The following is an 18,073-nucleotide window of genomic DNA, read 5'->3' on the forward strand; positions in this document are numbered from 1 at the left end:
GGCCGTCCCACGCCGTGGGTGTCGGCCGTCTCGGCGTACGCCCCTTCGGTTGTGGTGGGGTCGTCGGCGGTCGGGGCGAGCATCTCGTCGATGACGGTGTCGATGCCTGCCGAGGCGGTGATCTCGCGGAGCAGGGGGACGAGGCCGGGCCGCACCGCTCTGGCTACGCGCAGGGTGAGCGCCCTGGTCGGCCATCATCTCCCAGACGTAGGGGTAGCGTTCGTGACCGAGGCCGCGCAGGGTTGCCACGACGATCTCGTAGCGGGCCCGCAGAGCGGTCTGCTCCCTCGCCGCGGCGGCCAGCAGAGCACGTGCGTGGCCGATCCATTCCGGCAGATCGGCCCGGGGCTCATCGTGGAAGGTGGCGTGGCGCAGCGGGACCCGCAGGTCCACCAGGTCGCCCAGGGTGCGGGCCAGTTCGTCGTTGGCCTGCCATCGGCGGCGGGCTTCGGCATACCAGTCGGGCAGTTCACCGGCTCCGTCCGGGCGCGGTGGAGCGAGGTCGGAGGGCAGGTGGAGGTACTGGACGGCGAGGTAGAACAGGGCATAGTCGGCGAGGTGGAGGGCGAGGGCGGCCGCGTCGCAAATCTCCAGTGCTGTGTCAGATCCTTCGATTCCAAGGCAGGAGTTCACGTCTGCGGGACGGGCCGCGACGGCGCGGGCCAGCTCGCTGTCGTCGGGCAGCGGTGCATGGGCAGGTCGGTGCGCAGGATGTGCGCGAGGACCGGGCTTCGCGCACAGCGAGCCCGGACAGTGTCCGGGACAAGACGCTGACCAGGCCGGACAAACAACGACTGTCCGGGACAGTCGCAAACTGTTGCTCCTGCTCGGCCAGGGTCGGCAAGCTCGATGCCGCAATCCATCCGGCAGTCCATCGGTCGAGAGAGAAGGATGAGTTATGCGTATGCGCAGTATCCTCGCTGGCGCGGCCCTCGGGTCCGCGCTTGTGCTGGGGGGCCTGGCCGCTCCCGCGCAGGCCGCTCCCGCGCCCGTCGACAGCAACACGACGGCAGACGCACCGATCACCCCCTCCGCCATCGTCGTTGTCGGCTGGTACCGCACTTTGGCGCGGTGCGAGGCCGACGGAGAGAACTCCGCCTATAGCTGGTGGGACTGCAGGTGGAGTTCCCAGCGCAGCGCCTGGGGGCTGTACGTGGACACCGACTCGTAAGCATGCGGTGATCGGGGCCATCTGGGCGGGCTGTCATGAATGACGGAACACGTGCCAGGGTGGTCGTCGGTCCCGCCTGTTGGGCCTGCGGTTCGCCCACCCCCAGAGGCCCGGGGATTCCCGGGCCTCTGGGGGTGGGCCTTCCGTGGCAGTCATGGAGCTGCTGGCTGTGGGCTGATCTTTAACCTTTCACCGGTTGTGGGGCGATTAGCGTCGTCTCGCGGCGGACGGTTTTGCCCACGTCGTAGCGGGGGGCCCGGCGTCTATTCCTCCTGTCGGGCCGCCGTCCGGGGCCGGGCCGGTGGGGTTTCGATGCTCTGGCGGGGCCGGGCATGTGCTGGCTGGGGTTCCGGTCAGCCGTCGGCCGGCGCTGGTTTCCTTGGCCAGCTGGGGGTGGCGCCTTTCCGGGCCAGGCGTCTGGTCATAAGGATGATGGCTGCCCAGGTGATCAGGGTCTCGGAGTGTTTGGCCGCGACCTGCGGACGCTTGAGGAGGTCGGTGGTAACCGCCGCGGCGACCTCCTCGTCTTGGGCCGGCGAATGGATCGCGGTGACCTTCTCCTGCGGTGTGATCGGGGTCTCGACCTGCTGACCCACCCGTCGGCTCGCGTCATCCGTGGGGTCCACCGGACCTTGCCGTCCGGCGGCGTCAGGATCGCCGCGAACCGTTCCGCCTCATCCTCGATGTCCGCCAGGGCCCGGTGGACCGTGTACGACGCCGTCTTCGGACTGCGGTGTTCCTTCGGCTAGCGGGAGGCCACCCACCTCGTGGTCTTCACCGTGGCGACCGACAGCCCGATGTCGTCGGCCAGACGCTTCAGCGATGCCTCGAGCGTCCACTCCGGCTCCGCGATCGGGCCGCCCCGCTACCTCATCGGCTCGATCTCCAGAGCGCGGTCGCCGATCGTGAACTGGCCGCGCGTCTGCTGTTCGACCACATCCCGCAGATCGGCAACGATCTGCCCGTAACGGGACTGGCTGACGCTCCCGACCTTTTCTGCCACTTCGGTCATGGTGTCTCACCACCAACTGCGGTCCAGGGAGCGGCACTTCGGGCCGCGACGGGACAGGGCCCGCTTCCAAGCCGAGAGTCAGACCGAAAAGCCTAAGATCACAATGAATGACCGCAAATGACCGGATGGTGAACGAAGTTGGATCCGGGATGCGTTCGCCCAGCGGTTACTGTGACCGTTCGCCGAACGGTTCCGCTCGGCGCCTCCAAGCCCTCACCTTGCACCGCGGCGAGCAGAACACCGCATCCGAGCGGCGGTCGACGCCGGCCACCCAGCGGACCCCGCACTCCGGGCACTCCACCTCGCCCGTGCCGTCCTGAAGGGCCGCCAGGAGCTGGCGCAAGCGCCGTTCCCGACGCCACTGCCTGGACCGACACACCGACGAGCAAAACTTCGCCCCGGGCCGGGCCCCCCGGCCTCAGCCGTTCCCCGCAGCCCCGGCAGATCCTTTCCCCGGCCCGACCGGCGTCCTCGGACACCAGGCCAGCGGAGGACCCCAGGCTACTCAGAACCGGGGCTTAGAGACACGCACTGACAGCCATCCATGTAATCAGTTGCTTACTCTCTACGCCCCGCCACGGGCGACGGCCGCGTCACGCCGTTGTCGGCGTTCCTTCCGTACGACATGATCAACGCTGCTGGTCTGGACATCCCGGCCCGGAAGGGGCGCACATGGACATGGGTATGGACATGGGTATATGGGGGCACAGGTTACGACCGGTCCGCGGGCGGCCCGGCGTGAGGGGATCCGCTCCGCGCTCATACGCGTTGACCCTGCTGGTCTCCCTGGCGCTGCTGCTCGGCGCCCTCGCCGAGCCCGCCGCGGCGCGGGGCTCCGCGGCCGGGGCCGCCTCCTTGTGCGGCACCCACGCCACGTCCTTCGCCACCGAGGGCGATCAGGGAGCGCCGATGACTGTGCGGCTGGGCTGCGCCAAGGACGCGGGCGGTCTCCGCTCGCTCGCGGCGAACGACAACGACCTGGTCATGGCCCTGGACTTCCCGATCGCCGAGCGCCGCCAGCATGTGCGCGCCCGCATGAAGGAGTTGGTCGACCAGATCCACGCCGATCAGGCCGCGGGCATGAGCCTGGGCGCCTCGCTCACCGAGCGCGCCCGGCAGCACAGCGTCGGGATCTATCCGCCGCAAGAGGGAAGCGCCGACTTCCGGGGCACCATCCACGCCGTCGACGACAGCCTCGTGATCGTCACCTCGATGGACGCCATCGGCTTCGACGCCGGCTTTTGGGATAAGTTCCTCGCCGGCGGGGTCGCGTTGGCCGTCAATATCTTGGTCTGGGGCGGGTGCCTGGCCACCTTCAATGTCGGCGCGCCCGCCGCCGCCCCGGTGTGCACCGCCCTTGCCGCCGGCCTCAGCACGCTCGTCGGCGAACTGCTCAACGCCCACTTCGACGGCAAGTCGCTCGGCGACGGGAACGTCTGGGCGGGGGCGCTGGCTGCCTCGATCTGGCCGGCGGTGGGCGGTGCCTTCGGTGGGTCGTTGCTGACCTGGACCTCGACCCGCGGCGCCACTGCCATCGCCGAGGTGCAGACGAGCCTGCGCAACTTCGCGACGAAGATCAAGTACTTCGGTGAGGTCCTCTCCTACATGGCCGGCGCGATGGACGGCCTGGCGCCCAAGCTGCTGGCATCGCTCGAACGGCTCCAGCGCGGGGTCGGCGGCACCAACGCCCCCCTGCGGGTGATGGTGGTGGGCGATTCCATGACCCAGGGCATGGAGGGCGACTGGACCTGGCGGTACCGGCTGTGGGAGTGGTTCCGCGACCAGCACGTCGACGTCGACTTCGTCGGCCCGTACAAGGGGACCAAACAGCAGGCGGCCCCGACCGGGCCACCCGCCCCGCCACGCCTCCAGGGGGAGGTGCTGGAGAACCCTTCGGTCGCGAATCCGCCCCTCACGGGGGCGTACGCCCAGGGTGTGCGGGCGGGTTTCGACAGCGACCACTTCGCCGTGTGGGGACGGCAGGCCGCCCAGGACAAGGACCTGATCGGGCCCATGGTGGCCCAGTACAAGCCCGACCTGGTGCTGTTCGGCATCGGGTTCAACGACATGGGCTGGCTGATCAGCGACGGGCCCGGCACCCTGGACAGCGTGAAGACCCTCGTCGACCGGGCGCGCGCGGCCAAACCGGACGTCCGCTTCGCCGTGGCGAACGTACCCATGCGGCCGCTCATCGACGGCCGCCAGGATCTGATCGTCAAGACCCGGCAGTTCAACGACATGCTCCGGAAGGCGATCCCGTCCTGGAGCACCCCCCTCTCGCCGGTGAAGCTGGTCGACTGGGAGGCGGCGTACGGCTGCGACACGAACACCTGCCCGGGCGGCTACGACAACCTACACCCCAACGCCCTCGGTGAGTTCCAGATCGCGTCCGCCTACGCGCGCACCCTCCACGAGGGGTACGGCATCGGCCAGTTCGTGCCCGGCATCCCGGAGACCATCCCCCGGCGGCCGACGTTCCCGGTGAACACCCTGGTGGCCGAGTCCGTCCCGAGCGGGATCAAGGTGACCTGGTCACCGGTGTTCGGCGCGCGCGGCTATACGGTCCGGTACCGGCTCGCGGGCGCCGCGAACTGGAACCAGACCCACGTCTCGACCAACCGCTACGACACCACCTGGACGGAGGACGGCTGGACCTGGGAGTACCAGGTCAACACCGACAACGGCACCGATGGCGTGTCCGTATGGTCCGAGACGGTCTCCGCGACCGCGCGCCCGGCGACCGCCGCCCCGCCCACGAACGTCTCCACCCTTTCCTACTCCAACGGACTCGACGTGTACTGGGACGCGCCGACCGGCCCGCACACGGACAGCATCGACCGGTACGAAATCATCACCTGGGACAAGGACGTGCCGGGCTCCTACATCAACAGCACGGCGGTCAGGGGCACGTCCGCGCGGATCGCCGGCCTCGTACCGGGCCACCACTATCTCGTCGCGGTGGCGACCTGGAACCGGGCGGGCGGCGGCATGCCCACCGTGGCCAGGTCCGTGACGGTCGGCGCGGGCGTGCCCCCCGTGCCGGCGGACGTGAAGATCCAGCCCCTCGACGCCACGACCGTCCGCCTCACCTGGCAGGGCTCCGCCCAGGCGGCCGGATACCGGGTGTGGGTACGGAACGCCACCACGGGCGGCCCATTCACGGCGGACCAATCCACCACCGACACCCCCTCGCACGAGATCGCCTTCCTGTTCCCGGGCAACTGGAACTTCGAGTTCTGCGTCTCCGCGTTCAACGGCGCGCTGGAGTCGGGCCGGTCTGGCTGCGTCTCGGTCCCGCTCCCGCCCCCGTCGGCCGGCGGCGCCGGGCGATCCTCCGCAGCCGGCGGCCGCTCACCGGATCCTGCGGCGCAATCCCCCTTGACGGAAGGTCGGTTCGCCGACCCCGGACGGGACCTGGTCGCAGCCGCCCCCGGCCGCTGAAGCCGAAGCCCCACCCGCCTGGCGTGCCCGCGGCCCAACCCGGCCCGCGAGCACGCCTGCGGCGTTCCCGACCGTCACACCGCGGGGACCGCGTCCTTCGGGAAGGTGTGCCAGTTGGTGACGACCGGCTTGTCGACGGTGATGGTGCCGACCGGGAGGGAGATGGCGGCATCTGCCAGCGCACTGCTGGTCTTCCTCGGAGCCGGAACGTCCACCGCAGCTCCGGCACCCGAAGACGGAGACGGGACCGTCTCCATCACAACCGACCGTGAGCCGGCCGAGGTTGTGGGCTGCAACTTCCAAGCGATCATGCCGCACTTCATCACTACCACCGGTCCCCTGTACGCACAGGGGAAGATCACGAGCTGTACGACACCGAAGCCGGAGGCGTGCCACCTGATCGTCGATCTCGAAAAGAGGCTCGACAACGGCCGTTTCGGAGTGATCGCGCACAAGGACCTCGGCTGGAAGACCTGCCGCACCGTGAACGTTCCCTACACCTGCCCTCAGCGGATCCTCCTCCACGCGTTCAGGACAGTGGCATCCCTGGCGATTGAGTACCGCGGGCAGTACGACACCAACGTCGTCGCGAGTCCCGTGACAAGGGGATACTGCCAAGCGCACCAGCGGCGGCCCACAGCTCAGGTCGTGGGCCGCCCCCGGGCTTGCCGCCCGACGCCGAGCTCAAGGTCCAGCAGATCCTCTCCGCTCTGCTCCACCACGAACTCGTTGCCTTAAGGATCGGCCATGGTGACCCGGCCGGAGCCAGCTGCATCCTCATGTTCAGAGAGAGTCCTGGCTCCCAGCGCTTCGATCCTGCCCACCTCTTCGGCCAGGCTTCCGCAGACTGCGCCCACTCCCAGAGCCAGCGCCTTCCCCGGAGCCGCGCCAGGGGGTGCGGGCTGGAAGTACAGGTCCTGTGGCTGGTTGCCCTCGACCAGTCGGATGTGAAGCCCCTGACTGCTGTCGATCACGGGGCGGAGCAATACTCCACCCCAAACCGGGCGAGCGCAGCCGGGTCCTGACACCTGAAGGTGATGCGGCGCAATTGCGTAGTCACACTTCGACAGTACCGTCGCATCGTGAGTACCTGTTCCTAAACCTCAGCCGACGCGGTCCGGGCCCATGTAGCGTCGGCGTGAGGGGGATGGGATGAGCTTCGACGAGAACGAACCGCAGTCTGTTCGCGAGCAGCGCTTCGCGGCACAACGGGCCAACCGCAGAACGGCACGCAAGGCTGCGTCCCTCGACCTGCGGGGAGCCCACGTCGGCGCGGTCATCGTGACCGTCGCCCTGGGCCTCCTCGGCTGGTACGGCAAGCTGGTCGCTCTGGGCATCGTCAGCGGAGTCTTTCTACTCTGGTTCGCCGGAGCCCTCGCATGGGCCCACGCAGACGGGGACCACCGCCGGCACGCACTCCATCGCGCGTACAACGTCACCTTCGGATGGGGCGACGGGTTCTGAGCACCAAGGCCAAACCAGAGGGGGCAATTTGACGAGCGACGTCGACCCGGTGAGGAGTCGTCCCCAGTACGCCGGTGAGCTGACGACCGACGTTGTGTGGGAAATCGGCGACTTCCTGCTTCCTCGACTGGAGCGAGCGGCACGTGCTCACCCATCACTGCCCATGCGCTTCGTCCTGCGCCGAGCCTTTTTCAGGTCCGGTCGCCGGGTGGTGCACCCGTCCAGGAAGGGACGGACGTTGTGCGGGCCGGCTGCGGCTCCTCCACGGAGTGCAGCCGGGGCGCGCGGGGTCTGGCGCCGTCTCCTTCGCAAGGGGGTGGCCGCGAGGCCCACCGCGCATATGCACGGGCGAGGAGGTCGCGACCTGAAGGAGACCCCAGTCTTGGGGTGGGCTATGGCGGAACTGCCGATGTCGTTGCCTACGCGGAGCGTGTCGGGGTTCCTGTCACGTTGCTGTGGCCGGAGGGGGCTTCGCGGTGAGAGCAACGCCCGCGCCCTGTGGCTGACGTTCCGCCACCTGCAGGACACGGGGGAGTTGCTCCGGGTCGTGGCCTTCCCACTCTGAGACGGGCAGTTCTGCGGTGATCCCGAACCGGTTGTCGTACTCGTCGAGGCGGCCTGGTTCGTGGGCCTGCTGCCATTCATTGAGGGAGGCGGCTGCGATCGGGGTCAATTCAGGGCCTTGCAGCTCGATCTGCCGGGTCACCCAGCCTTCCGCGTCGACCTCGAAGTAGAACCAGACGTCTTCCTCGTCCCAGTAGCAGCGCATCCACGTTGTCACGAGTCCATGATGAGGCCTCAGGCCCGGCACTCCGCCGACGTTCCCGGGCTCGGTTCTGGCCTTCCGCCTGGCCTGTGCTTCGCCAGGTCGTTGAGTTCTTCGACACTGAGTTGTCGGAGGGCTTTCAAGACCTGGTTCCCAAGACCAGTCGGCTGCATCGGGCGCCCGCCCAGTTCACCCGTGGCTTGGCCGACGTCGGCTCCAGCGCCACGTCCGCACGTAGTCACCCGCCGCGGCGTACCGACCGTGCGCCCCGGCCCACGGAATCCCCACCACTACTTCGCTCCGGAAGGCTCACCATGCCCAGCAGCGCCACTGGTGGGGCAAGCCTTACCGACCCCCAAATCCGAACACGCGGGGACACCGCAGCCGACGCACGGATTTGACAGTGGACCTTCCTCGGTCCATGCTTTCACTACTCAATTAGTGAAAGGATGGTCTGTCGGATGGTCGAATACCGTATCGACCGGCGCAGCGGTGTTGCCACCTATCTGCAGATCGTCCAGCAGACCAAGCAGGCCCTGCGGCTCGGCCTGCTGGAACCCGGTGACAAGCTCCCCGCGGCCCGCGAGGTCGTGGAGGCCACTGCCGTCAACCCGAACACGGTGCTCAAGGCGTACCGCGAGCTGGAGCGGGAGGGGCTGGTCGAGGCCCGGCGCGGACTCGGCACCTTCGTCCTCAGGTCGCTCGGCGCCGCACCGGGCGACTCCCCGCTGCGGGCCGAACTCGCCGAGTGGGCAATGCGCGCCCGGGTGGCCGGGCTGGTGCGGGACGACGTGGCCGCGTTCTTTGCCGCCGTGCTGGACGAGTACTTCGAGGACACCGGAGAGGAACAGTGATGACCACGACCGCCATCGAGGCGACCGCGCTCGGCAAGCGGTTCTCACGGCGCGGGGACTGGGCGCTGCGCGACTGCACGTTCCGGCTGCCCACCGGACGCGTCTGCGCGCTCGTGGGACCCAACGGTGCGGGAAAGTCGACGCTGATCGCCCTCGCCGCCGGGCTGATCGCCCCCACCGAGGGCACGGTCACCGTGCTCGGCGGGCACCCGGCCGACGCCCGGCCGAACATCGGGTTCATCGCCCAGGACAAGCCGCTGTACCCGCAGCTCACCGTCGCCGAGACGCTCCGCATGGGCGCCGACCTCAACCCCGGCCGCTGGTGCGCAGCCACCGCAGAGCGGGTCATGGCCGGCGGCGACCTGGACCCCAGGGCCCGGATCCGCTCGCTCTCCGGTGGTCAACGCACCCGCGTGGCGCTCGCCCTCGCCTTGGCCAAGCGGCCCGAGCTGCTGCTGCTGGACGAGCCGATGGCCGACCTCGACCCGCTGGCCCGGCACGAGCTGATGGGCGCCCTCATGGCCACGGCCGCCCAGTACGGCACCACGATCGTGATGTCCTCGCACGTGATCGCCGAGCTAGAGGACTCCTGCGACCACCTGCTGCTGATCGGCGAGGGCCGCGTCCGCCTGGCGGGCGACATCGACGACCTGCTGGCCGCCCACAGCCTCGTCTACGGCCCCGCACGTGAGACCGCCACCGGTGCTGTCGGCGACCTGGATCCGCACACCGTGGTGGAGTCCCGTACCACCGGCCGCCAGCTCACCGCCCTCATCCGGCCCGCGGGCCCCCTGCCCGACGACTGGCAGACCCGCGAGCCCTCCCTGGAGGAGCTGGTTCTCGCCCACCTGCGCAGCCCCGCAGCGTCCGCACTGACGCTCGACCCCATACGCACCCCCACCAAGGCCCAGGAGACGACCACATGACCGGCCTTGCCTCCATCGCCCCCGCACCCACCCGGCGTCCTTCCGCTGCGCCCCGCCAGACCCGGTGGCTGCTGCGCCTGCACCGCCCGGCGCTGTGTGTCTGGGCAGGGCTCGTGCTCGTGGTCTCGGCCACGCTGCTGTGGCTGGGCGGGCCGCTCACCGACGCCGCTGCGGTGGCATGGCGGCAGTACGACGCATGTGGCATGGCGACGTCGTGCGCCTACGACCAGCCCGCGATCCTGCTCTACAAGGGCGTCTACCAGTACGCCATGGTCGCTGTCCTCGCCGTCCCCTTCCTCGTCGCCGCCTGGGCCGGCGCCACGTTGACCAGCCGGGAGCTGGAGACGGGCACTGCCCGACTGGCCTGGACCCAGTCGGTGTCCCCGGCCCGCTGGCTCGCCGCCAAGCTCGCCGTCCCGTCCGCCCTCATCGCAGCCGGCACCGGCCTGCTGGTCGGGCTGTATCACCTCGCCTGGTCCGCCGGGCGGGGCCGCTCAATCAACACGGCCAAGCCCTGGTACGACCCCTCGAACTTCTTCGCAGGCGGCCCCACCACCGTCGCCCTGGCCCTGGTCGGCCTCGCCGTCGGCGCCCTGGCCGGCCTTGTCTGGCGCCGCTCCCTGCCCGCCCTCATCACCTCCGTCGTCACCACAGCCGGCGTGTTCGGCACCATCCACCTGGCACTGCCCTACCTGTGGCCCAGCGTGACCCGTGGCAGCAGCCTGACGCTCGACGCTCCGGCAGGCACAGGGCTGACGGTCGACGAGGGCGTCCTCACCTCCACCGGCGCCCGGCTGCCCGACCCCGGCTGCGGCAGCAGCCGCTGGCCGCATTGCCGCGCCACGTACGACGAGCTCGACGCCGTCAGCTACTACCGCGACTACCACCCCTTCTCCCACTACTGGCCCCTCCAGCTCACCGCGACCGCCCTCACCCTCGCCATCGGTGCCTTGCTGGCCCTCGCCGCGTTCCGCATGCTGAAGCGCCGTACCGGCGGGATCCCGTCCCGCAAGGGAGCCCCCCCTCGCATGACCGCTGGTCTTCGCAGGAACGCCTCCCGGACGTACTCCGACGCCGGACATCCCTTGCCGCGGTCCCCTTAACGATCCTCATGTCCTCTTCAAGGGGTTGATGTCTGATGTCGATATCTGTTCGGGAGCAAGAGTCGAGCACTTGCTCCGCAGGCAAGTCCTCTCGCGGCAGGCGGCGGTGGGACTGGCCGGTGCTGGTGATGTGCGCGGTGTCGGCGCTCGTGGTAGGGCTGCTGTCTCCCGCCAACACATCGCAGCATGCGTGGGGCCTGATCGCCGCGGTGGGATACGCCTGTGCCGCCGTGGTCGCGGCGAGGTCGTGCACGCCGTGGGCCCGTACCCCCGCGGTGATCTCGGTCATCGGTGCAGCTGCCATGCCGCTGGTGTATCTGACGGTGATCGGCAGGGCGCAGATGGAGGTCGGCGTTGTGGAACGGGCGGCCGACCTGCTGTTGTCCTCCGGAACCCCGTACAACACCCCGCATGCGGTACGGGACTTCAATCCCTACCTTCCCGGCATGGCACTCTTCGGGATACCGCACATGATGTTCGGCGACACCCCGTTCACCAGCGCCCGCTTGTGGCTCCTTGCCGGCTTCCTCGCAGCCGTAGCCGGTGCCGTGCGGATTTTGACCAGGGGCCGGGACATCGGTACCGGCCCGGACGGCACCGCGCACGACATCATCGGGCGGACGGGCGCCCTCTGGCTGATCGCCTGACCCGTCGTCGCGCTGCCACTCACCATCGGTGGCGTGGACCCGCCGGTCATCGGGTTGATCTGCCTGGCCCTGGCCTTCACGCACCGGGGCCATGCCGGACGCGCGGGCCTGGCTGTGGGAGCAGCAGCCGCGCTGAAGTGGACCGCCTGGCCGGCCATCCCGGTGATCGTCGCCGTGCTCGTGGTGTGCGGCGGAAAGCGTGCCGCGTTCAAGTGCGCGGCAGCAGCCACGGGAATCGCCGTGCTCGCTGTCCTGCCCATGGCCCTGGTGGACAGCAGTGCGTTCTACCAGAACGTCGTCCTCTATCCGCTGGGTCTCGGTCCCACGGCGTCATCTGCGCAGAGCCCCCTGCTCGGGCACCTGATCGTTTCGCTGGTTCCCAACGGAAAGGCTGTCACTGTGGCGCTCATCGCGCTGGGCGCCCTGAGCGTAGGGGTATCGCTGCTGCTCCGCCCGCCGCGGAGCACCGTTGCCGCCGCCGACCGGCTGGCGCTGGGTCTGATCCTGGCGATAGTGCTGTCCCCGGCCACCCGCGTGTGAGCACGCTCGCACAACGCGATTGAGAGCCAACTGTCCTGACCGTGTGTGACATGCCGCGTTTGGCGTAATGGGCTCTTTGGGTTGGTCAGCCGCGTCACTCTGTGCGGGTTGATCACGGTCGTGTCAGGAGCCGTGTGTACAGATCCCGTGGGCGGGTTGAGCTGATCCGCCGTGACCGCCGGATGGACCCGAGCATGTCGTGGCGGGCGCTGGATCCGCGGCACGAGGTGAGCAGGGACACGGTGGCCGAGACTTTGAAGACGTCGGTGCAAGGGTGCGGCTATGGCAGAAGGTGAGCGGCGGCCTGACAAGGGCATGGTGGACCGGTCGGAAGGGTTCGGTGAGCGGTTGCTGGGGGTGCTGTTGGACCGGGCCCACGAGATGCCGCCGCAGCTGATCGCCCCGCTGATCGCGGAAGAGGTGGCCAGGGTCGGTGGGCGCGAACTCTCGATCCTGCTGCAGGACTATGCGCAGCTGATGCTGGTGCCGTTGCCGGGTCGGCGGCTGATGGTCGGCGGGCCTGAGCCGATCGGTGACTCTCCCGCCGGCGCGGCCTTCCTGTACGCGACCCCTGTCGAGGTACCGCAGGCCGACGGGGTCCGGATGTACCTACCGTTGCTGGACGGCAGCGACCAGGTGGGGGTGATGGCCCTCACCATGGATACCGTCGATGACGACGACCGGCGCCTGCTGCGCAGGCTCGCCGGCCTGGTCGCCGACATGCTGGTCACCAAGCACGGCTACACCGACCAGTTCTTCCTGGCCCGGCGCCGCGAACCGATGAGCGTGGCTGCGGAGATCCAGTGGTCCCTGCTGCCGCCGCTGGCGATGTCCGTCCCACAGGTCGCGGTGGCCGGAATCCTGGAGCCCGCCTACAACGTCGCAGGCGACAGCTTCGACTACGCCCTCAACGACGACATCCTGCACGTGGCCATGGTCGATGCGATGGGCCACGGTCTGGACGCTGCCACGATGGCGACCGTCGCCGTCGGCGCCTACCGGCACGCCAGACGTGCCGACATCGGTCTGTCCGAGATCTACACGTTCATGGACCGGGCCATCGCCGGGCAGTTCGGGCCCGACCACTTCGTCACCGCGCAGATGATGCGCCTGAACATCACAACGGGCCACCTGCAGTGGGTCAACGCTGGCCATCCAGCACCGCTGCTGATCCGCAACCACCAGGTCGTCGGGCACCTTGAGGGCCCGACCACGTTGCCGGTCGGCTTCGGCGGTGAAGAGCCCCAGATCAGCGAACAGATGCTCCAACGCGGCGACCGGGTGCTGTGCTTCACCGACGGCCTGATCGAGGAGCACGAAGCTGGCGAAGAGCCGTTCGGCGAGGAACAACTCATCCACTGGGTCAACCGCATCGAGCCCGCCGAGAAGGGAGTACGAGCGGTGGTGCGCTCGCTCTCCCACACGCTGCAGCAGCAACGGGGCGGGAGCACCAGCGACGACGCGACCCTCTTCCTGATCGAGTGGCGCGGGGGCGCCGCCGACCACCTCGCTGTCCTGGAGTGAGCCTGCAGCCGCACATCGAAGCCTCGCGCGGGACCGGCCGCGTCATCATCCCGTGCTTGTCCATCCTTGCTGCCGAGCGGCAGGGTGCGGTGTCGTGGGCCGTCGGGAAAGCGGGCCGTGATGGCGCTCAATGGACGGCTCGCCCCGTGGCTTCGGATCCGCCGCGGGTGTCGGTCCTCGGACGGCCCAGACCTTCCCCAGGAGCGTCGGCCGATGACCGCGACAGGCGCGGGTCGTGAGCGAGACGTTCTCCAACGTGCCGGTGTCGTCGATGGTGGGCGGCGAACTCGGGCGGTGCGTCCCGGCCCGGACGGCGTGCTGGGGCGGGCGGCATCGGTCGGTGTGGGTACGACGGGTGTGGACGAGGTGCTGCCAGCGGGCGCGTACGGCATCGGGGCCGTCGAGCCAGCGCGTGGTGGTGGGACCGGGCAGGGGCAGGTCGGCCATGTAGTGGGCGATGTCGGTGAAGTAGGCGAAGTCGCCGGTGGCGGTGAGTTCGCGCAGGCGGCCGATGGTGGCTGCCAGCTTCTGGTCTTCGCCAAGGACGGCGTGGTGGAAGGCGAGGGCGAGTTCCACGAACCGGTGGAGGAAGGGGAGCCCGGCGTTCTCGATGTCGGTGTGCAGGTGCTGGGCGCGGTCGGTGACGCCGGGGGTTCCGGCGTCCTTGATCAGGGCGACGACCTGGGCGAGGAGGGTGTTGGAGCGCTGGTCGAGTCCGTCGAGGTACTGGTGGGCGAGAGCGAGTTCGTCGTCGGCGCGGTCGGGGTTGGCGAAGGAGACGGCGAGGGTGAGGCGGACCTGCGTCATGGCGCGTTCGCCGGCGGCGCCGGGTTGCTCGGCTTCGGCGCGGCCGGCTTCGAAGGCGGCCGCGGCCTGGGCGGTGTTGGCGTGGGACCAGTGGATGTCGCCGAGGACGCGGTGGTGGCGTTCTTTCCAGCTCAGGGTGGGGACGGCGGCCAGGCGGTGGGGAAGTCTCCGGCGAGGCGGGCCAGGTTGGCAAGGCCGCGGCGGGCCTTGGGGGCGAGTCGGCCGCCGGTGTCGGCGACGTCGGTGCGCACCACGCTGCGGATCGCGCGGTGCAGGTGGTAGGGCCACAGGGCGAACGGGTTCTCGGTGACCAGCGGGCTTCCACCAGGCGCCGGGCCACCGTCTGGTGGGTCAGGCCCGCGGCGCGGGTGGCCAGCTCGAGGTCGAAGGCGTCACGCAGCGACACCGAGCGCAGGACGTGGCGTTCTTCGGCGGTGAGGTCGGACAGCACGCGGGCCAGGAGCGCGGGGAAAGTGCAGTCGAAGTCGGCCGGCTCGGGGGTGTGGCCGGTGCGGCGGATCTCCAGGAACCGGCCGACCGCGAGGTCCAGATGGAGGGGCAGGCCGTGGGACCGGTCGGTGATCACGATGCGGATGGCGGGGGTGATGAGAGGCCGGCCGTCCTTGACCAGGCGGCGGGCGAGATGGTCGTCGCAGTCCTCGGGGGAGAGGTCCCCCAGCAGGTGCTGCCGCCCCTCCGGCGTGCCCGTGCGAGGCGCCGGCGCCGCGCTCGGAGAGGTGGCCAGGCCGGGCCAGGCGGTGGAGCCGGTCCAGTCGAGCTGCCCGTGCAGGGCCGGTTCGGCCCACTGCAGCCGGGAGCGGCCGCTGATGACGAACAGGCAGCCGGGCATCAGCCACACCACACGCTGCAGCAGCCGCTCGAAGTCGCGGTGGCGGTCGGCAGCGTCCTCGAAGGTGTCCAGCAGGATCGCCGGCGTGACCTTCTTGCCGTCAGGCAGCCGGGCAAGCTCCCACGCCAGCAGATGCGGGTAGTAGGACAGCGCCTCCAGATCGGGTTCGGCCTCCAGCAAAGGGGCCAGCCGCGTGCAGCCGGCCAGCGCCTTCACCGTCTGGCGCCGCTCGCGCAGCGCCCCGACCAGCGCGTCGGTGACCTGCCCCGGCGGTGCCGGGCAGCAGCAGCGCCTGGGCGACGTCGCTCAGGGCGCTCTGCGTCTGCTGCGGCAGCGCCTTGCCGAACCGTCCGGCCAGCCCGCCGCGGTCGAGGTTGGCCTCCAACGGGTCGCCGGGATGCCGCACCTCCCAGTAGCCGCGCAGCGCGATGTCGAAGGCGGGCAGCGGCCGCGCAACAGCAGCGGCGAGCGCGGCCCGGATGGTCAGCACGACGTCCTCGAACGTGGTGCCGGCGGAGCGGGCCAGGTCGATCCGGACGGGCACGATCGTCTGCCCGGCCCAGACCGGTTCACCCCACTGGGCGGGCCGCTGCCCGGACCTCGCCGCCCGGCTTCGAGCTTGCGCAGGAAGGTGGACTTGCCTACGCCGCCCACTCCGTGGAAGGACACGATGTTGGTGCGCGGCGCTTCGAGGTCGGCTGGGTCGAAGCCGGGGGCGGTGGTGTGCCGCAGGTGTTCTTCCGGCGCGGTGGCGAACAGCTCCCACTGGCACTGACGGTTGGTGAACGCCTCGCTCGTATCGACGGGCTCGTTCGAGCCGAACAGGGCACGTAGGTCGGTCACTTGATTCCCCCCGCCGAATGATCACCAGGCGATCAGCCTATGCCCGAGCCCGCGCCGTCCGGCAGCCTCTACCCGGCCGCCGCGACCGGTGCTGGGCCGGATTCACACCGCTGCATGCCTGGCCAGTGAAGAGCGGCGGCTTGCCGGGGGGTAGTGCGGCGCTGAGAATGAACCCTCCTTGTTCCTCTTCGACTTCGACTTGGTGGCTCTTGTGCACGACCCTGCGCTCCCCGACCCTGACCAGCAGCCCGCCCAGGACCCCGGGGCTGCGCCCCTGGACGGCCATGCGGGAACTGTCGACGAGGCGGCGGCTGCGGGGCTGCTGACACAGGTGATCGCCCGGTACGGCCAGCTGATCCAAGCGGAACGCTGGGCCGGGACGGATCCACAGCGGCTGGGCGAGCTGCTCGCCCAGCAGCAAGCCTGCGTACGGGACCGCGCGCGACTCGCGGAAGCTGATGCCGAAGAAGTGACGTGCCTTGCTGTTCTGTACGCGGCCCGGCTGAAGGAACTGCAGGACTCGTAGGGGCGTGCGGGCAGGGCGGCCACCGCGGCAGGCCCGCGCAGCCGGTACGGCAGCAGGTGCTCGGGCATCAGCAGCCGAGCCAGCCGAGCGATCTGCTCCAGGTCGCGGCGGTAGTGCGGCAGCTGCGTGCGCAGTCGCCGCTGGATCGCCCAGAACCGAGCGGCCTCCTGATCGGTGTACGGGCGATTGTGCTCGGCGACCAGGACGTGGAGCGCGCCCGCCGGCCGCGCCCACGACCCGCCGGCCTCGCGCTCGTTGCGGTACAGCACGCTGCCGTCCCGCCGCATCACCGTCACCAGGTCAGCCACCGGTACCTGCTCGGGGGCCGCCACCGCCTCCTGAAGCGCCGCGAAGTGCATATCGTGCCCGCCAGCGGTGGTGAACCGCCCCGTTGCGCCCAGCTGCAGCATCTGGGCACAGCGATCGGCGGTGCCCTGGCGGGAATCGGCGGCCCGTACAGCGAGCACCACCAGCTCCACGCGGTATCCCGCCTGCCGGTACAGCAGCGCGCCATTGACGAACGCGGCCGCACTGGAAGGGGCGATCTCGATGACCGCGTCGCTGCGCCGCTCCCGTACGTACTGCTCGGCCAGAACCTGCCAGCCCCGGTAGTCCGCGCGGATGCGGGCCCCGGCGGTGCGTGGCTCCTCCTGCAGCAGCTGGTAGTAATCGGGGTGAACTGCCTTGAAGTCGTCGCCGCTGATCCGGGTGGGCTTGCCGCGCAGGGAGCGCAGCACCATCCGCGTCATGCTCGTCTTGCCGGATCCGGGCTAGCCCATGAGGTAGACCACGACGGGCGTCTCCTGCGGGCCGGTGCGCTCGGCGAGGTCCCGGCAGGATCAGTTGTCGAAGATCCACCGGTGCTCTTCGCCGGTCAGCCGGTGGTGATCGACGCCGGGCGCCTCACTCCTCGGCTGGGCAATCCGCCGGACGGGCTCGGCCAGCGCGGCGGCGCGTTCGGCGTTGCGCCGCACGGCCAGGGCTCAGTCCTCGGGCAGGCGCGGGTCATGGGTGCGCTGGGTCGGCATCCGCGAGCTGCCGGCGAAAGGCACCGGTCTCGGCGGGATCCCACGTGCGGGCGCGTTCGGCCAGCAGCACCTCACGTGCGCCGGGCGGGCGGCCCACTCCCCGCCGGGCGTACGCTCGTTGGCGTACAGCACCTCCGCGCCGCACGACGATGACCCGTTCGGCCAGGTTCTCGGCTTCGATGTCTTTCAGGACGTCGAGCAGTGCCCTGGCGCAGGTGTCGTGGTTGTCCCAGGACACGTAGCGGGCCCGGTCCTCCTCGGCGAGGCGCAGGTAGCGGTCGAGCACCCCGAGCTGGCTGACCGCCTCCGGCACGGCCAGGGCCACGAACTCGATGCGGTACCCGGCCTGGCGGTAGGCGGCGGCCGTCGCATTGAAGGCGGCCGGGTCGGCCAGGGCCTCCTCCGCCACCACGTCGTACCGGCCCGCGCGGGCGTGGGCTTCGACCTCGGCCTGCCAGTGGTAGGTCTCCGGCCGCACCCGCACTCCGGCCGTGTGGACATCCTCCGCCAGGAAGGCGGTGTAACGCGGATGGGCGGCCTTGTACGCGTCGCGGTTCACCCGCACCGCGCC

The 18,073-nt window shown here is 70.0% G+C and carries 20 protein-coding genes and 1 pseudogene; 10 read left to right on the forward strand and 11 right to left on the reverse strand.

Going from position 1 to position 18,073, the window contains the following annotated elements:
- The first annotated feature begins 222 nt into the window (after window positions 1-222).
- Window positions 223-774: a hypothetical protein gene (locus OG293_RS38270; RefSeq protein ID WP_406003332.1), complete on the forward strand. Its 552-nt coding sequence runs from the start codon at window positions 223-225 to the stop codon at window positions 772-774.
- A gap of 124 nt (window positions 775-898) precedes the next feature.
- A complete protein-coding gene (locus OG293_RS38275; protein ID WP_406003333.1) occupies window positions 899-1,171 on the forward strand; it encodes a hypothetical protein in 273 nt (90 codons plus the stop codon).
- A 359-nt stretch (window positions 1,172-1,530) separates the two neighbouring features.
- Here the strand turns inward: OG293_RS38275 and OG293_RS38280 are convergent.
- Window positions 1,531-2,183, reverse strand: a pseudogene (locus tag OG293_RS38280) (DUF6192 family protein); the annotation flags it as partial.
- A gap of 768 nt (window positions 2,184-2,951) precedes the next feature.
- Here OG293_RS38280 and OG293_RS38285 point away from each other — a divergent pair.
- Window positions 2,952-5,624, forward strand: coding sequence for a GDSL-type esterase/lipase family protein (locus tag OG293_RS38285; RefSeq protein WP_406003334.1), 2,673 nt, complete (start codon window positions 2,952-2,954; stop codon window positions 5,622-5,624).
- Window positions 5,625-5,698: 74 nt separating this feature from the next.
- Here OG293_RS38285 and OG293_RS38290 read toward each other — a convergent pair whose 3' ends face one another.
- Together OG293_RS38290 and OG293_RS38295 are read right to left on the reverse strand one after the other, a co-directional pair.
- Window positions 5,699-5,839 (reverse strand): hypothetical protein, encoded by a 141-nt coding sequence (locus OG293_RS38290; protein ID WP_406003875.1) that lies wholly within the window; start codon window positions 5,837-5,839, stop codon window positions 5,699-5,701.
- A gap of 519 nt (window positions 5,840-6,358) precedes the next feature.
- Window positions 6,359-6,652, reverse strand: coding sequence for a VOC family protein (locus tag OG293_RS38295; protein WP_406003335.1), 294 nt, complete (start codon window positions 6,650-6,652; stop codon window positions 6,359-6,361).
- Between the two features lie 124 nt (window positions 6,653-6,776).
- Here OG293_RS38295 and OG293_RS38300 point away from each other — a divergent pair, with 124 nt between their 5' ends.
- Window positions 6,777-7,088 (forward strand): hypothetical protein, encoded by a 312-nt coding sequence (locus OG293_RS38300; RefSeq protein WP_406003336.1) that lies wholly within the window; start codon window positions 6,777-6,779, stop codon window positions 7,086-7,088.
- 445 nt (window positions 7,089-7,533) lie between these two features.
- Here OG293_RS38300 and OG293_RS38305 read toward each other — a convergent pair whose 3' ends face one another.
- Window positions 7,534-7,857 (reverse strand): hypothetical protein, encoded by a 324-nt coding sequence (locus OG293_RS38305; protein ID WP_406003836.1) that lies wholly within the window; start codon window positions 7,855-7,857, stop codon window positions 7,534-7,536.
- A 458-nt stretch (window positions 7,858-8,315) separates the two neighbouring features.
- On the opposite strand from OG293_RS38305, the gene OG293_RS38310 reads away from it, so the two are divergent.
- From OG293_RS38310 to OG293_RS38335, 6 genes are all read left to right on the forward strand, one after another.
- Window positions 8,316-8,708, forward strand: a complete 393-nt coding sequence (locus OG293_RS38310) for a GntR family transcriptional regulator (protein WP_406003337.1) — start codon at window positions 8,316-8,318, stop codon at window positions 8,706-8,708.
- Window positions 8,708-9,634: an ABC transporter ATP-binding protein gene (locus OG293_RS38315; RefSeq protein ID WP_406003338.1), complete on the forward strand. Its 927-nt coding sequence runs from the start codon at window positions 8,708-8,710 to the stop codon at window positions 9,632-9,634. Before OG293_RS38310 ends, OG293_RS38315 begins: the two co-directional genes overlap by 1 nt.
- The gene (locus OG293_RS38320; protein ID WP_406003339.1) at window positions 9,631-10,737 is read left to right on the forward strand and encodes an ABC transporter permease; all 1,107 of its coding nucleotides are present in this window, start codon (window positions 9,631-9,633) and stop codon (window positions 10,735-10,737) included. Before OG293_RS38315 ends, OG293_RS38320 begins: the two co-directional genes overlap by 4 nt.
- Before the next feature lie 35 nt (window positions 10,738-10,772).
- Window positions 10,773-11,384 carry a hypothetical protein gene (locus OG293_RS38325; RefSeq protein ID WP_406003340.1) on the forward strand — a complete coding sequence of 204 codons (612 nt, stop codon included), beginning with the start codon at window positions 10,773-10,775 and terminating at the stop codon, window positions 11,382-11,384.
- Between the two features lie 12 nt (window positions 11,385-11,396).
- Window positions 11,397-11,924 carry a glycosyltransferase 87 family protein gene (locus OG293_RS38330; protein ID WP_406003837.1) on the forward strand — a complete coding sequence of 176 codons (528 nt, stop codon included), beginning with the start codon at window positions 11,397-11,399 and terminating at the stop codon, window positions 11,922-11,924.
- A 282-nt stretch (window positions 11,925-12,206) separates the two neighbouring features.
- Window positions 12,207-13,448, forward strand: coding sequence for a PP2C family protein-serine/threonine phosphatase (locus OG293_RS38335; protein ID WP_406003341.1), 1,242 nt, complete (start codon window positions 12,207-12,209; stop codon window positions 13,446-13,448).
- 45 nt (window positions 13,449-13,493) lie between these two features.
- On the opposite strand, the gene OG293_RS38340 is transcribed toward OG293_RS38335, so the two are convergent.
- The 7 genes from OG293_RS38340 to OG293_RS38370 all read right to left on the reverse strand — a co-directional run bounded on the left by OG293_RS38340 (window position 13,494) and on the right by OG293_RS38370 (window position 18,061).
- Window positions 13,494-14,255 (reverse strand): hypothetical protein, encoded by a 762-nt coding sequence (locus OG293_RS38340; RefSeq protein ID WP_406003342.1) that lies wholly within the window; start codon window positions 14,253-14,255, stop codon window positions 13,494-13,496.
- A gap of 131 nt (window positions 14,256-14,386) precedes the next feature.
- Window positions 14,387-14,509: a hypothetical protein gene (locus OG293_RS38345; RefSeq protein ID WP_406003343.1), complete on the reverse strand. Its 123-nt coding sequence runs from the start codon at window positions 14,507-14,509 to the stop codon at window positions 14,387-14,389.
- A gap of 696 nt (window positions 14,510-15,205) precedes the next feature.
- Window positions 15,206-15,649 (reverse strand): hypothetical protein, encoded by a 444-nt coding sequence (locus tag OG293_RS38350; RefSeq protein WP_406003344.1) that lies wholly within the window; start codon window positions 15,647-15,649, stop codon window positions 15,206-15,208.
- Window positions 15,589-15,948: a hypothetical protein gene (locus tag OG293_RS38355; RefSeq protein WP_406003345.1), complete on the reverse strand. Its 360-nt coding sequence runs from the start codon at window positions 15,946-15,948 to the stop codon at window positions 15,589-15,591. The genes OG293_RS38350 and OG293_RS38355 overlap by 61 nt, the downstream gene beginning before the upstream one ends.
- Window positions 15,949-16,050: 102 nt before the next feature.
- Window positions 16,051-17,214 carry a zeta toxin family protein gene (locus tag OG293_RS38360; protein WP_406003346.1) on the reverse strand — a complete coding sequence of 388 codons (1,164 nt, stop codon included), beginning with the start codon at window positions 17,212-17,214 and terminating at the stop codon, window positions 16,051-16,053.
- Between the two features lie 99 nt (window positions 17,215-17,313).
- Window positions 17,314-17,448: a hypothetical protein gene (locus tag OG293_RS38365; protein ID WP_406003347.1), complete on the reverse strand. Its 135-nt coding sequence runs from the start codon at window positions 17,446-17,448 to the stop codon at window positions 17,314-17,316.
- Between the two features lie 31 nt (window positions 17,449-17,479).
- Window positions 17,480-18,061 (reverse strand): zeta toxin family protein, encoded by a 582-nt coding sequence (locus OG293_RS38370; RefSeq protein ID WP_406003348.1) that lies wholly within the window; start codon window positions 18,059-18,061, stop codon window positions 17,480-17,482.
- Window positions 18,062-18,073 lie beyond the last annotated feature (12 nt).

Origin of the sequence: Streptomyces sp. NBC_00829 (assembly GCF_045161795.1) — a bacterium.
Lineage (GTDB): Bacteria > Actinomycetota > Actinomycetes > Streptomycetales > Streptomycetaceae > Streptomyces.